Source organism: Halomonas sp. BM-2019 (assembly GCF_017584085.1).
This window is the reverse complement of sequence record NZ_CP071922.1, coordinates 2,001,723-2,015,484: the sequence shown is the minus strand read 5'-3', so window position 1 is coordinate 2,015,484 and position 13,762 is coordinate 2,001,723. Positions and strand designations below refer to the sequence as shown.

The window sequence follows — 13,762 nt, the reverse complement described above, 5'->3', positions numbered from 1 at the left end:
AGGATGTCGAAGACATCTCCATCGTCATGACGCCGGCCGCTGCCGCCGATGCCGATCAGCATCAGGCCATCGTCGTGCGCGTGCAGGCGCATTGCCGCCGGATGCGCTACCGGGTCGGCATCGTCGATGCCCGCGCAGGCATGTCGATCAGCGAGGTGATCGCCCTGCGCAACAACTTCGACGACACGCGCCTCGCCCTGTACTACCCGTGGGTCGTCATTCCCGACCCCACCGGCCACCGCGACACGCTCAACGTCCCGCCATCCGGCTTCATTGCCGGCGTGTATGCCGGCACCGACGTGCGCCGCGGCGTGCACAAGGCACCGGCCAACGAGCCGGTGATCGGCGCGCTGCGCTTCGCGCAGGAAATCAACCATTTCCAGCAGGAGCTGCTCAACCCGCGCGGCATCAACTGCCTGCGCTCCTTCCCGGGCCGCGGCCACCGCGTGTGGGGCGGGCGCACGCTGTCGAGCGATCCGGAATGGAAGTACGTCAATGTGCGCCGCTACTTCCTCTACCTCGAGCGCTCGATCGACAAATCCACCCAATGGGTGGTGTTCGAGCCCAACGGCGAGCGCCTGTGGGCCAACGTACGCACCACGATCGAGGATTTTCTCTACAACGAGTGGTTCAACGGCCGTCTGCTCGGCAGTAGCAAGGAGGCCTTCTTCGTGCGCTGCGACCGCAGCACGATGTCCCAGAACGATCTCGACAACGGCCGTCTGGTCGCCGAGATCGGCGTGGCGGCGCTCAAGCCGGCCGAATTCGTGATCTTCCGGATCGGCCAGAAAACCGCCGATGCCTGACGCCGCATTGTGAAGCAGGGGAGCACGCATCATGGCTGAATTTCGCGACACGCCCTATGGCGTTTTCAACTACCTGGTCAACCTCGGGGACGGCAGCGAAGGCGCGGTACAGGGCGGCTTCTCCGAAGTCTCGGGCCTCGATGCCGAGATCGAAATGGCCGAATACCGCAACGGCAACGCCAAGGCGAACTACGTCACCAAGGTCCCCGGCATACACAAGACCGGCGACGTCACCCTCAAGCGCGGTGTGATCGGCGCGGAGAACCTCTACAACTGGCTCGACCAGATCCGCGCCGGCGACGTGAGCGCCAAGCGCAACGTCGAGATCAAGCTGATGAGCGAGGACCCGAGCAGTCAGTCCGCGGTCGTCACCTGGAAGCTGTTCGGTGCGATGCCGACCAAGTGGACCGGGCCAACGCTGACCGCCAAGGGCGGCAGCGACGTGGCGATGGAAGAGCTGGTGCTGTCGGTCGAACATATCGAGCAGAGCTGAACGAACCGCCCGGAGGGCCCCGATGGATGCACTGCTCGGATCCCGCGTCGTGCTGACACCGCGTCCGCGCCAACGGCGCGCAGCCGCGCTGGAGGTCGCCATGCTCGGGCACTGCCCCGGTCGCATGCGGATGGAGCGCCTGCGTGCGATGGAGGCGGCACTCGACGACATGCGCGCGGCCGGCCTCGGGCGGATCGTCGACGAGCTGCTCGCAGACGCACGCGGAAGCCTTCACGACGTGCCGATCCCGCTCTCCTCGAGCGCCGAGTTCCACGACCTCTTCCCCGATGCCGCGAGCGCCCGGACGCGCTACCGGAGCGAGCTCGCCGGCGATCGTGCATGGCTCGCCCAGGCCGTGGACGATTTCTTCGCCAATGGCGGTGAGCGCCTGTGGATGATGGCCGTGGAAGAGCACGGCGAGGAAGGGGCCGACGATGCCCGGCACGCCTTCCTGCCCTCGCCGGACGCGCGGCTGCACGCGCCAGAGAGCCTGCGCGGACTCGACCTGATGATGACGATCGCGTCGATATCGGTGATTGCCCAGCCGGATCTCGAACGCCTGCAGATACCGCCGCGGCTGCCGGATATTGCACGCGTGCGGCTGGAGAATCCCGATCCGCAATTCCTCCCGTGCAGCCGGAACCTGGACGACGATCACCGCGAGCGGCGCCATTCCAGCGAACTCCCGGACATGCCCGAGCCCTGGCCCTTCGCGCAACTGCTGCCGCGCCTGCTCGGCCCGCTGGCAAAACGCCGGCCGGACATCCAGTATTTGTTCACACTGCCGCTCACCTACCAGGCCGACCGCGGCAGCCCGGCGGTCGACCCGGAGGCCCTCGCGGTGCTGCGCGCCCGCAGCAGCGGACGCGGCGTGGCGATGCTGCGCCACATGCAGTTCCTGTTCCCCTATCTGCGCGGACCGCGCTACAGTCTGCGCAGCCCGGTCGGCCTGGTGGCCGGCCTGCAGGCCGCGACCGCGCGCCAGTTCGGGCCGTGGCATTCGATGGCGGCACGACCGATGACCACCGACAGCCTGCCATGGCCGGCGCCGTCGCTGGCGCAGACCACGGGCCTGCGCGAGGACCCGGGCATCGGGATCCTGCTCTCGCGCAACGGCCGGGTGAGCCTCGACGACGAACGGCTGGTGGTCCCCGCACTGCCCGCCGAAGATGCTGACGCGATACGTGACCCCGCGCGGCGGGCGGGTTTCCGCGCCGGCGAAATCATGCGCTTCATCGGCTTCCTGCGGCGCCAGTTCACGCTCCTCGGCGAGCACCTGATCTTCGACGTCGATCCCGGCGATCCGCGCCCGCGCCTGCTGATCGACGCCTTCCTGCGCCGCCTGCATGCCCAGGGCGCGCTGCGCGGCGCGCTGCCCGAAGACGCCTTCCGCATTACCCGGCTGGCACCGGGCGCCGGAGTGGCGGGCTTCGAGATCGAGATCGCGCCGGCGTTTCCGATCGACCGTCTGCACCTCACCTTCGCCAACCGCAACGGCAACTGGAAAGCGGAGCTGAGCCATGTCTGAGTTCATTCCCTTCCGCTTCCGCATCAGCCTCTACAACGGCGACCGCAGCCAGCTGCTGTGCAGCGGCGCCTTCAGCGAGGCGACCGGCTTCGAACTGACGATGGAACCCAGGGCCATCACCGAGGGCGGGCGCAACTGGGGCGAGCTGCAACGCAGTGGTCCGACCCGCTTCGCGCCGCTGATCCTCAAGCGTGGCGTAACCCATGTCGACGACCTGTGGCAGTGGTTCGACATCACCACCCGCCAGGCCAACTACGGCTACCGCCTCGAGGGCGAAATCCTCGTTCTCGGCAATCCGGGCAGCACGGTCGCGGCCGGCCAACACGGCGTGCAGTCGATCGAGGAGCAAGCCGTGATGCGCTGGGAGCTGCACGGCGTGCTGCCGACCCGCTTCAAGGGGCCCGACCTGTCGGCGACCGCCAGCCAGGTCGCCATCGAGGAGTTGCACCTGGTGCACGAAGGCCTCGAGCTGAAACGGCCGGCACCGGATGAAGGAGGAGCTTGAGATGATCCATCCCGAACACGCCAGGCTGATCCCGGTAAGCGGCACTGCCGACACGCCGGATCTCGACGATGCGCTCGAGGTCCAGTTCAACCCCGCTTCGCTCAAGGTCGCGCTGTCGAACACGCTCAAGGAAAACGAACAGTCCGGCAGCTCGCGCGCGGCGCAGTTCGTCGACAAGAGTTCGTCGACGCTCACCGTCGAGCTGATCTTTGACACGACCTATGCCGCCACCGATGCCGGTGGCGAACAGTCTCGGAACGGCCGGGGCACCAATCTCGGGAGCTTCGACGCCGGTTCGGACGTGCGCCAGCTCACTCGCCGGATCGCCGAGACCTTCGTCAAGACGGTCGAGGGCGACGCTGAGCAGATGGACGCACCGCGCCGCTGCCTGTTCCAGTGGGGTGCGTTCGAGTTCCTCGGCATGATCCTGAGTTTCGACGAGACGCTCGACTTCTTTTCGCCCGAGGGCGTGCCCTTGCGCGCGACCGTCGCGCTCAAACTGAGCGAATCGCGCTTTCAGTTCCGCAGCAACGAGGTGGACGCGGTCAATCGCGCCACCCCGGATTTTGCCCCCGCCGGGGATGGCAACGGCTTGCCCGCGTCGGGCGGCGACGGCGAGGAGCAGCGCAACTGGCGCGATGACGCGCTCTACAACGGCATCGAATCGCCGCGCCTGCCGGGCGCCTCGGCCATGGCCAAGCCCAAGGTGTCGGCCGGCGCAAGCATCGGCGCCTCGATTTCCGCATCCGTATCCGCTTCGGCCTCGGTCTCGGCTCCGGTCTCCGCCAGCCCGCCGGCCTTCCGCTACGGCGCCTCGGCCAGCCTCGGCACCGGGATCCAGGGCGCCTTCGGCGATCCGCGCAAGCCCGCCCCGCTCGGCGTTTCGGCCGGCGCCGTGGCAGGTGTCGGCGCCGGAGCGGGAATGGGCGCTGCAGCAGGCGTCGGGGCTGCGGCCAAGGCGCGCGCCGGCGTCGGCTTCGACTAGACAGCGCAGGAGGACAGCACCATGCCGGTATTCATCGATGAAGTGCTTGCCGAGGTCGACACCCCCGCGGCGCACGATGCCTCCGCAAGCCCGCCCGCGCAGCAGATGCCACTGTCGCCGGAAACCTTCGATCTGGCCGACACGCTCGCGCTGATTGCCGAGCGCGAAGCACGTCTGCGGGTGGATTGAGGTGCGGAGCTCGCAAAAATGACTCTAGCCGCCTTCGCCAACGTCAGACCGCAGATCCGCGTTGCCGGCGAAGCCCGCGACGACCTCGGTGAGGCGCTCGCCGCGATGCTCGTCAATCTGCCGCTCAGCGGTGCGGCGCATGCCGAACTGCAGCTGTCGAACTGGGGCGTGCCGGAGGGCGGACGCGCCCCGGACTTCGTCCTCGCGGCGCTTTCGCCAGGCGATGCGATCGACGTCTCGATCGCCGCCGGCGGCGATCCTGTGAGACTGATAGAAGGCGAAGTCACCGCCATCGAGGAACGCTACGGAGAGGGCGCGCCGATGCTCGTGCTGCTGCTGCAGGATCGCCTCCACCGTCTCGCCCGCTCGCGCCACAGCCGAGCCTTCGAGGACATGAGCCCGGACCAGGTGCTGCGCTCGATCGCGGCCGACGCCGGCCTGCGGGCGGACATCGATGTGTCCGGCGTGAGCGGCAACTGGCACCAATACAACGAGAGCGATCTCGCCTTCGCGCTGCGCCTGCTCACGCGCTTCGACGTCGCACTGCGCCTGGAGGACGGCGTGCTGCGCGCCCGCGCCGAAGCGCCGGACCCCCATCCGGTGCAACTCGATACCCAGGACAGCGCGCTCAGGGTACGACTGATCGCGGATCTCAACCACCAGCATCCGTCGGTCCGCGTGCGCGGCTACAACGCCGCAGTGGCCGATGACATCGACCGCAGCTCGGACACGATGCAGCCCGCCCCGCAGGGCCAGAGCGCCGCCGAACTGATTCGCGAACTCGGCTGGCCGGGTGACGAAGTCGTGCCGCAGCCCTTTGCCCGCAGCAGCGGCGAGGCCGAGGCCTATGCCGCCGGCCACTTCCGTCGCCAGGCACGGCGCTTCATATCCGGCGACATCCACTGCATCGGCGAACCGACCCTGCGCAGCGGACGCGAGATCGAACTGGACGGCGTCTCACCGCGTCTGCGCGGCACCTATCAGGTCGTGCATTGCGTGCACCGCTTCGACAACACCACCGGTTTCGAAACCCATTTGCGCGTACAGCGCGCCGACTGGGAGCGCACATGAACCGCCATGCCCCCGCCACCTTCGACTGCCTCCAGCTCGGCGTGGTCGTCGACAACCGCGACCCGGACGGCCGCGGTCGCGTGAAGCTGCGTCTGTCCGCACTCGACATGGAGCTGTGGGCAAGCGTCGTCGCCCCCTCGGCCGGCCCAGGCTACGGCGCGAGCTTCGTGCCACGCCTCGACGAGATCGCCGTCGTGGCCTTCGTCTCGCCGGACATGCCGGTGGTGATCGGCAGCATCTGGTCAGGGGCCGACAGCGTGCCGCAGGAAGCCGAGCCGCAGGAGAGCAACTACGTCATCCGCACCCCGGCCGGCACCGTCGTCGAGTTCGACGACAACGGCCCCCGGCTCGAACTGCGCATGCCCGGCGGAGGCCGCGTCACACTCTCCGATGGCGGCGGCGGGAGCGTCGAGGTGGAGCTCGGCGGCCAGAACGTCGTCGTCACGCCCGCCGACATCACCGTGCACAGCAGCGGCACGCTCACCATCGAGGCCGGCGGCACGGTCAATGTCAGCGCCCCGATGGTCAAGGTCGATGCCGCAATGTCTAGATTCAGCGGTGTGGTCCAGGCCGACACCGTCATCACCAACGCCGTCGTGTCCGCGTCCTACACCCCAGGCGCCGGCAACATCTGGTAGGAGCCGCCATGAACACCGTCACCCAAACCCATCCGATCCGGCTCGGCCCACCGTGGTTCGCCGACACAGCGCATGCCGGCCTCTATCGTTACCTCGATGCGGATTTCGTCAACCATTTTCGCCAGGACATCGAGCGCCGCCGCTTCGACCAAGAACAGTTCGGCGACTGGATCGACGAGGACCGCCGCGGTGGCGACGCACCGGTGCTGCGCCTGACCGTGCACCGCAGCTTTCACATCTTCTGCTGTGAGGTCAGCTGCGACCGCCCCGGCCAGCCGGCACTCGACCCGCAACGCGTCCGCTCGGCCGGCTTCGTGATCCGCCGCCTCGTCAAGGCCGGCGAACAGGCGTGGATGCTCGAAGACGGCGAGGCCGTCGGTTGGCACCACGCCACGTCCCCCGGACGGGACCCCGACCTGCACCGCCGCCTGCGCGCGAGCGGGGTGCTGCGAAAGCATGGTGACGACCCCTCCTACACCGGCGAGGAAACGCATCCGCTGCACGTGCTGTTCACCCGTGACGAGACAGGTCGCAGCCACACCTTATTGTTCGGCTTCGTGCCGCTCGGCGGCTCGTATTTCCTGCGCCGGGGCGAACCACCTCCGTTCGATCCGGACTCGCAGACGAACACCGAATCGGCCGTTGCCGCGCTGCTGCCGTGGCCGTTCGGTTACCGCGGCGGAGCCCGGGGCTGGAACGATGAAGCGGGCCGACCGATATCCGACGGCCGACCCACGCCTGCGATGTTCGAGTTGCTGCGCACTCTGGTCACGCGCTTCCACGTCGGGGAACACGGCATCGAGGACAACGCTCCGCTGCAGACCCTGCTCGAACGCTGGAACTGGCAGCCACTCGACGGGAAGTGGTACGGCACCTCGGCAGGCGAGCTCACAGCACAATCGGCCTCCAGTCTCGGCGGCTATCTCAAGGCCTGCTTCGCGCGCGACGACAACCCGCTGGTTGGCTGGCTCGCGACGCAGGAAGAACGCTTCGATGCCGGCCACACACTCGGCTGGCTGCCGGCCATCGACGGCAGCGCGTCGATCACGCGCAGCCTCTCGATCGAACCCGCGGACGCCGAGGAACTGCGCGAACTGCTGGGTCAGCGCTACCGCGACCAGACCCTCAAGACAGTACGCGAGATTCCGCTGCCCAAGTTCACCCAGGGCGAGGACGATCGCTACCGCATCGTGCCCTTCGTGCGCACCACCGACGAGCGCGGCTGCGAACGCATCCAGTGGTCGGACGACACCGCGCACAGCATAGCGTTCCGCGTCGCCGCGCCCTTCGATCCGGAGGCCGCGCGCCCGTCGCTGATCCAGATGCCGTCGCTGCGCGACCTCAAGAGTGGGCTGGCGCGCGGCGCATCGATGCTGACTCCGCCGGACACTTTCAACCTGATGGACGCGCTGCGCCTGAAAAAGGGCGCGAGCGAGGACGTCGTGCCCGAAACCAAACCTTCCGGCGGCCTCGGACTGCAATGGATCTGCTCGTTCAGCCTGCCGGTGATCACGCTGGTGGCGATGATCCTGCTGATGATCATGGTGATCGTGCTGAACCTGCTGTTCTTCTGGCTGCCGTGGGTGCGGATCTGCCTGCCGTTACCGAAGATCAAGTGAAAGGCCGGGACAATGCACCCCCCCTTCCCCCGCATCCTCAGCTGGCCGCTCGGCGGCATCTCGGACGGGCGCTACGACTGGTCGCAGGACGAGCGCAGCGTACGCGAGGTGCTGCTCAACATTCTCCTCACCCGCCCGGGCGAGCGGCTGATGCGGCCGGATTTCGGTGCCGGGCTGGCGGGTTTCGTGCATCAGCCCAATAACGAGACCACGCGCAACCTGATCGCCGGCGTGGTGCGCAAGGCGATCGCGCGCCATGAACCGCGAGTGGTCGTGGAAGACGTCGAGGTGAGCCCCGCGCGCGGCAACGTCGCCGAGGTGCATGTCCGCATCCGCTACCGCCTGCGCCACAGCCCGCTCGCCTCCGAACTCGAGCTGTCGATCGGCGCGGGGCGCTGATGCGGACCAACAGGGGATGGAGCTCTCATGCCGCTACCGATACCCAATCTCGATGACCGGCGCTTCGATGACCTGGTCGAGGAGGCGCGGGCACGGTTGGCCACTCAGCTGCCGGAGCTGACCCGGCTGAGCCCAGGGGATCCGGCGCATGCCTTCATCGATCTGTTCGCCTGGCTCACCGAGACCATTCTCTACCGTGCCAACCTGATCCCCGAGCGGCAGCGGCGCGTGTTCCTCAACCTGCTGCAGATTCCGCTGCGCCCGGCGCGCCCGGCGCGCGGCGTAGTCTGCATCGACGCCGGCCCGACCCATCTGGCGTTGACGCCGCTGGTGCGAGAGGGCGCCCAGCTCTCTGGCGGCGACGCGCAGCGACTGACCGTCATCGGCGAACTGCAGCCCACCAGCCTCACGCTCGAACTCGTCATCAAGTACGCGCTCGACGATCACGCGCTCGAGGAAATGGGGATCACCCTGCACGACCTGCGCGAACAGTTCGGCCTGCGCAGCGACGAGAATCCGCAACCCTTCCGCCCGCGCACCCTGCAGCCGGGCGCCGAGCGCCTCAGCCTGGCCGACAGCCTCGACAAGGCCTACTACCTTGCGCTGCTGGCCTCGCCGCAGTTGCAGGCCAATCTCACCGGGGTGCGGACGCGCCTCGCCGGGATCACCCTCAACATCGCTCTCGCGCCGTTCGATGAGCGCACCGGCGACGAGGACGTCATCACTCGCCAGGAACGCGAAAAATCCTGGGGCCTGGTATGGGAACTGATCAGCCGCGACCGCGACGGCCACGCCAACTACCTGCCGCTGGAAGTGCTCTCCGATTCCTCCTTCGGCGGGCGCGAGACCGGCATCGTGCGGCTGCGCCTGCCGCGCAACCCCGCGCTGTTCGAAGGCTTCGTCGCCGCCGACCCGATGTTCGGCGGCGTAGGCGACGGCCCACCCGAAACGGCCGACCCCCAGGATGGCCAGCGCGTCGCGCTCTGGCTGCGTCTGCGCTGCCCGGAAGAGCCCGATCTCGAACTCGGCCACCTTGCGATCAATGCCGTCGAAGTCATCGCCCAGGGGCTGCGCGAAGACCTCATCGTGGGCATCGGCAGCGGCCAGCCGAATCAGTCACTCGCGCTGCCGGACCGCGACATCGACACCGATTCACTCTACCTCGAAGTCGAGGAAAACGGCGTCTGGGTGCGCTGGCAGCAGGTCGACCTGCTCGCCGGGCAGTCGCCCGATGCACGCGTCTATCGCCTCGACGCCGAGGCCGGTCACGTGTTTTTCGGCGACGGCATCGTCGCCGGCCGTCGGCCGGCCGAGGGACGGCGCATCCGTATCCAGTCCTATCGCTTCGGCGGCGGTGCGCAAGGCAATCTGCCGCCGGGCGGCATCGCCGAAATCGTCGACGGCAGCCCGCGCCATCGCGTGCGCCACGAATGGCCGCTGCGCGGCGGAATGGCCGCCGAGACCGTGGAGCAGGCAGAGCAACGCATTCCGGCCTTCCTCACGCATCGCAACCGTGCCGTCAGCCTGGAAGACTTCGTGCGCATCGTCGAGGCCAATCCGGTCGCCCCGGTCGCGCGCGCCGAGGTTTTCCCCGGCTTCATCCCGGGGGCTAGCCTGAACGCGGTACGCGAAGACATGCCGGGTGCGATCAGCGTCTTCGTGCTGCCACCGGGGCCGCCGCTGCTGGGCGAGACGCCCAAGCCCACCGCGCGCCTGCTCAAGGACGTTTTCGATTATCTCCTACCGCGCAGCCTGCTGGGCACCGAACTGTACGTGCTGAGCCCCGAATTCGTGCCGCTCGCACTCGGCGTGGTCGTCGAGGTGCGCGACATCGATACCGAACAGCAGACCCTGCGAGCGGTGCGTCAGGCGCTGGTCGATTACCTATGGGTGCTCGCTCCCGGCGGCGCGGCAGGCGCCGGCTGGCCGCTGGGCGCAGCCGTGCGGGCGAACGAACTGGCGACCCGGGCCGCCCGCGTCGACGGCGTGCTCGCGGTCAATGCACTCGCGCTGTTCACACGTGCGGAGTCGGGCTGGCGCCGGCTGCCCGCCAATGAGCCGCTTACCTTGCTCAACTACCAGCTGCCGGAAGTGCTCGGGGTGCATGTCGAGAGCGGTGGCCCGGACGACACGCCGCACCTGCCGGGCGGCATCGGGCGGATGGAAGGCGACGGCCCGGACCGGGACGGCGGCACGGCGGTGCCGGTGCCCGTGATTCCGGACGTGTGTTGAGGCGAGGCAATGGATGTCAACGGCTCGAACTATTTCCTGCTGCGCGAACCGGAGGATTTCTCCAACGCCACCTTCCGGATGACGTGGAACCCGTCGCGCGACGCACTGACCCTCGCGCCGAACCAGGCCTTGCGCCTCCCGTCGCCGACGCCGGCCGCCGCGCTCGCCGCGTGGACCGCTGCGACCCCTCTTGCACTCGATGCCTTCGGCCAACTCGCCCGCCTGTCCGCAGACCGCAGCGGGGTCGAATATAACGCCGGCCACGCCTTCCGACAGCTGCGCGACGGCGAATTCGATCCGGTCATCGCGCCGACCGGCACGCTACGCGATCTCGCGCTCGGCGGCGACGGCCGTCTCGCAATGCCGTGGAGCGACGACGCAAATGCCCACGGCCTGCTCGTCTTCCACCTCGTACGACGCTGGCAGAGCATGTGCGAACTGCCCGAAGCGCCGCTGCGCGCGTGGGTCGGCGACGACGACACGCTGTGGTGCGTCTCCGCCGGCAGCCTGATGTGCTGCCGTGGCCAACCCCTTCCGCTGCCGTATCAGGCGCAGCCGGAACGCTTCGAGCCGCTCCAACCCAACCCCGACCCGCTCGCCATGCGGTGGCAACAGGCCTTGCCGCCGGGCCTGTCGGCGCTTGCGATCTGCGGCGACGGGGCGCAGCTCTACGTCTTGTGCCACGCCGGCAGCGGGGCCCAGACGGTGCTCGTACGGCCGGCGCAGTTGCGCTCGGACCTGCCGTTCGCGCACTACATCGTCGATGCGGACGCGCCCTTCGCGATCGACCTCGCCGCGCTCGCGCCGCGCCGACTCGCCGCGCTGGCGCCGCGCGATCCCGGCGACGCTGATTTCGCGCAGCGCGACTGCGCGGTGCTCGAACCGGTCGAGCGCCCCGGCGAGGACAGCGGCCTCGCGCGCCTGGTCCGCGAACGCCACCCGATGCTTTCACTCGCTGTGCCTCGCTTCGTCACCAGCGCCGACCGCCGGGTGCGCTACCAGGCCGAGGCGGATGACGAGCTGCCCACGGTCGAACCGCGCCCGCGCCTGCTCCAGCCATTGCGTCGGCCGGCCTTCCACACCGCGGCGACGGGGCTGATGCTGCGCCCGCTCGATTCCGGCCGTCCGGATACGATCTGGCACCGCATCTACGTCGATGGCTGCATCCCCGCCGGCTGCCACCTGCAGATCGCCGTACGCGCCTACGACGATCCCGCGCGGCGCACCCGCACCCCGCTGATCCTGCAACCGCGCCCGGTGTGGAATCCGCTGCCGTCGGAACTGCCGTTTGCCGCCGGCATCGCCGCGCACAAGCCGGGCGAGAGCGGCCTGTTCGAGATCCTGCTGCAGCGCAACGATGGCCCGGTGCGGCGCATCGCCGGACGCTACCTGCAGCTGCAACTGCGCCTTGCCGGCAACCGCCGCGAGACCCCGGCGATCCATGCCCTGCGCGTGTATGCGCCGCGCTTCTCGTACCAGGAGGCCTACCTGCCCGAACTGTTCCGCCAGGAATTCGATGTTGCCCCCGACGCCACCGGCCCGGCCAACGGCGCGGACGTGCGCGAACGCCTGCTCGCCGCATTCGAAGGCGTCCTCACCCCGATCGAGGGGCGCGTCGCCGCTGCCGACCAGCTCCTCCATCCGAATGCAGCGCCGCCCGACAACCTCGCCTGGCTCGGCGCGACGCTGGGCGAACGGATCCCAGGCTACTGGCCGCTGCCGCGCCAGCGCCGCCAGCTGCGCAACATCGGCCTGCTCCAGCAATGGAAGGGCACGCTGGGCGGGGTCAATCTGGCGCTCGACATCGCCACCGACGGAGGCATACAGCGCGGCGAGGTGGTGGTGCTGGAGAACTTCCGCCTGCGCCGCACGCTGGCGACGGTGCTCGGCGTATCGATGGACGACCGCGACCACCCGCTCACGCTCGGCACCGGCATGAGCGGCAACAGCATCGTCGGAGAGAGCCTGATCCTGTCGGAGGCCGATGCGCGAGAATTCCTCGCGCTGTTCTCCCCCGAGCTGGCCGCAGGCGAGGAAGTCGAGATCGTCGAACGCTTCTTCGAGCGCTACGCCCACCAGGTCAGCGTGCTGCTGCACGGGCGCGGCACAGCCCAGCGCGAGGCGGTCGAGACCGTCCTGCGCCAGCACATGCCGGCGCATCTGCAGTGGCGCCTCTTCGAGACCGAACACCCGTTCGTGCTCGGAACCGCGCCGCTTCTGGCAATGGATACCTACGTCGAACACGCTCCCGCCGCACGCCGCGTGGTGATCGACGATACCCGGCTCGGTCGCGAAGGGGTGTTGACGAACCCCGCCGCGTTTTCCCCACGAGATCTGAATGCCGCGCACGGCGCAGGTTGAAACCGGAGTCAGGCCATGGACCGCATGAATGACGACTCTCCCACGCTGGAACAAGACGCCAGCCTCGACGAGCCGCTGCGGCGTGTCGCCTATGAGGCTGGCATGATGCTCGGGCTCGAAGCGGTACGCGACGAGCAGCACTATCACCGCCGCCGGCTGACCCGCCACCAATACTGGCTGCACGGGTTCGGGACGCTGGCCGGGATGGCGGTCCGGGCCGAGCCGGCAAGCCACCCCAATCCGGACGACCACATTACCGTACGGCTGATCGTCGGCCCCGGCCTCGGCATCGACGGTCTCGGCCGCGAGGTGCTGGTACACGAGCCCTACTGCGTGCACCTGGGCGAATGGATCGCCGCGCAGAGTCAGGCCAGGCTGGCCGAGGGCCACGACGCCGGAAGCGGCCGGCTGTGGCTCAAGGTCACGGTACGCCAGCGCGAATGCCAGGTCGCGCGTCAGCCGGTGCTCGCGCGCAAGCTCAACCTCGGCACCGACGCGGTCCAGCCCAGCCGCATCGCCGACAGCGTGCAGATCGAACTGATCCCCGAGCTTCCGCCGGCCGACACCGACGACCGTTACCGTCCGTGGGGAGGCCATCCACCGGTCAGCGGGGACATCGACGACACGCCGCCGGAACTGACCGCAGCCGAGCATGCGCAGATCGCGGCGGTCGGCAACGAGGTCCACGCCGCGCAGCTCCGGATGCACGCACGACTGCTGCATGCGCTCGACGACAGCGGGGTGACGCCGCGCGAACTGGCCACCCGCTTCGAGGACGGAGCACGCCTGCTGCTCGCGCGCATCAGCCTCGAAGCTGACGACATCGACGACATCGTCGTCAATCCGCAGCGCATCTCGATCAACAACCTGGTACGCCCGTTCCTGACGAGCGCGAGCCAGCTGGCCTGGCTCGCACGCCAGCCCTGACCCGGAGCT

General features: G+C 68.7%; 13 protein-coding genes. All 13 read left to right on the top strand.

Going from position 1 to position 13,762, the window contains the following annotated elements; translation table 11 throughout:
* The coding region (locus J5F18_RS10050) for a phage tail sheath subtilisin-like domain-containing protein (RefSeq protein ID WP_346302098.1) at window positions 1-806 on the top strand (806 nt) is incomplete at its 5' end.
* A 31-nt stretch (window positions 807-837) separates the two neighbouring features.
* Window positions 838-1,299, top strand: a complete 462-nt coding sequence (locus tag J5F18_RS10045) for a phage tail protein (protein ID WP_346302097.1) — start codon at window positions 838-840, stop codon at window positions 1,297-1,299.
* 22 nt (window positions 1,300-1,321) lie between these two features.
* Entirely contained in the window at window positions 1,322-2,827 is a 1,506-nt protein-coding gene (locus tag J5F18_RS10040) for a hypothetical protein (RefSeq protein WP_346302096.1), read from the top strand.
* Window positions 2,820-3,332 carry a phage tail protein gene (locus J5F18_RS10035; protein ID WP_346302095.1) on the top strand — a complete coding sequence of 171 codons (513 nt, stop codon included), beginning with the start codon at window positions 2,820-2,822 and terminating at the stop codon, window positions 3,330-3,332. Before J5F18_RS10040 ends, J5F18_RS10035 begins: the two co-directional genes overlap by 8 nt.
* 1 nt (window position 3,333) lies before the next feature.
* A complete protein-coding gene (locus tag J5F18_RS10030; RefSeq protein WP_346302094.1) occupies window positions 3,334-4,317 on the top strand; it encodes a hypothetical protein in 984 nt (327 codons plus the stop codon).
* A 21-nt stretch (window positions 4,318-4,338) separates the two neighbouring features.
* Window positions 4,339-4,506 carry a hypothetical protein gene (locus tag J5F18_RS10025; protein WP_346302093.1) on the top strand — a complete coding sequence of 56 codons (168 nt, stop codon included), beginning with the start codon at window positions 4,339-4,341 and terminating at the stop codon, window positions 4,504-4,506.
* 18 nt (window positions 4,507-4,524) lie between these two features.
* The gene (locus J5F18_RS10020) at window positions 4,525-5,577 is read left to right on the top strand and encodes a phage late control D family protein (RefSeq protein WP_346302092.1); all 1,053 of its coding nucleotides are present in this window, start codon (window positions 4,525-4,527) and stop codon (window positions 5,575-5,577) included.
* Entirely contained in the window at window positions 5,574-6,215 is a 642-nt protein-coding gene (locus tag J5F18_RS10015) for a phage baseplate assembly protein V (protein ID WP_346302091.1), read from the top strand. Before J5F18_RS10020 ends, J5F18_RS10015 begins: the two co-directional genes overlap by 4 nt.
* Window positions 6,216-6,223: 8 nt before the next feature.
* The gene (locus J5F18_RS10010) at window positions 6,224-7,834 is read left to right on the top strand and encodes a hypothetical protein (protein WP_346302090.1); all 1,611 of its coding nucleotides are present in this window, start codon (window positions 6,224-6,226) and stop codon (window positions 7,832-7,834) included.
* 12 nt (window positions 7,835-7,846) lie between these two features.
* Window positions 7,847-8,233, top strand: a complete 387-nt coding sequence (locus J5F18_RS10005) for a GPW/gp25 family protein (protein WP_346302089.1) — start codon at window positions 7,847-7,849, stop codon at window positions 8,231-8,233.
* 27 nt (window positions 8,234-8,260) lie between these two features.
* Window positions 8,261-10,465 (top strand): baseplate J/gp47 family protein, encoded by a 2,205-nt coding sequence (locus tag J5F18_RS10000; protein WP_346302088.1) that lies wholly within the window; start codon window positions 8,261-8,263, stop codon window positions 10,463-10,465.
* Between the two features lie 9 nt (window positions 10,466-10,474).
* On the top strand, window positions 10,475-12,826 hold the full coding sequence (locus tag J5F18_RS09995) for a phage tail protein (RefSeq protein WP_346302087.1): 2,352 nt from the start codon (window positions 10,475-10,477) through the stop codon (window positions 12,824-12,826).
* 15 nt (window positions 12,827-12,841) lie between these two features.
* Window positions 12,842-13,753, top strand: coding sequence for a hypothetical protein (locus J5F18_RS09990; protein WP_346302086.1), 912 nt, complete (start codon window positions 12,842-12,844; stop codon window positions 13,751-13,753).
* The last annotated feature ends 9 nt before the right edge of the window (window positions 13,754-13,762 follow it).

Excerpts from the sequence above, each read along its gene's own strand:
- J5F18_RS10045 (WP_346302097.1), top strand. The coding sequence starts at position 838 with ATGGCTGAATTTCGCGACACGCCCTATGGCGTTTTCAACTACCTGGTC.
- J5F18_RS10040 (WP_346302096.1), top strand. The coding sequence starts at position 1,322 with ATGGATGCACTGCTCGGATCCCGCGTCGTGCTGACACCGCGTCCGCGC.
- J5F18_RS10035 (WP_346302095.1), top strand. The coding sequence starts at position 2,820 with ATGTCTGAGTTCATTCCCTTCCGCTTCCGCATCAGCCTCTACAACGGC.
- J5F18_RS10030 (WP_346302094.1), top strand. The coding sequence starts at position 3,334 with ATGATCCATCCCGAACACGCCAGGCTGATCCCGGTAAGCGGCACTGCC.
- J5F18_RS10025 (WP_346302093.1), top strand. The coding sequence starts at position 4,339 with ATGCCGGTATTCATCGATGAAGTGCTTGCCGAGGTCGACACCCCCGCG.
- J5F18_RS10020 (WP_346302092.1), top strand. The coding sequence starts at position 4,525 with ATGACTCTAGCCGCCTTCGCCAACGTCAGACCGCAGATCCGCGTTGCC.
- J5F18_RS10015 (WP_346302091.1), top strand. The coding sequence starts at position 5,574 with ATGAACCGCCATGCCCCCGCCACCTTCGACTGCCTCCAGCTCGGCGTG.
- J5F18_RS10010 (WP_346302090.1), top strand. The coding sequence starts at position 6,224 with ATGAACACCGTCACCCAAACCCATCCGATCCGGCTCGGCCCACCGTGG.
- J5F18_RS10005 (WP_346302089.1), top strand. The coding sequence starts at position 7,847 with ATGCACCCCCCCTTCCCCCGCATCCTCAGCTGGCCGCTCGGCGGCATC.
- J5F18_RS10000 (WP_346302088.1), top strand. The coding sequence starts at position 8,261 with ATGCCGCTACCGATACCCAATCTCGATGACCGGCGCTTCGATGACCTG.
- J5F18_RS09995 (WP_346302087.1), top strand. The coding sequence starts at position 10,475 with ATGGATGTCAACGGCTCGAACTATTTCCTGCTGCGCGAACCGGAGGAT.
- J5F18_RS09990 (WP_346302086.1), top strand. The coding sequence starts at position 12,842 with ATGGACCGCATGAATGACGACTCTCCCACGCTGGAACAAGACGCCAGC.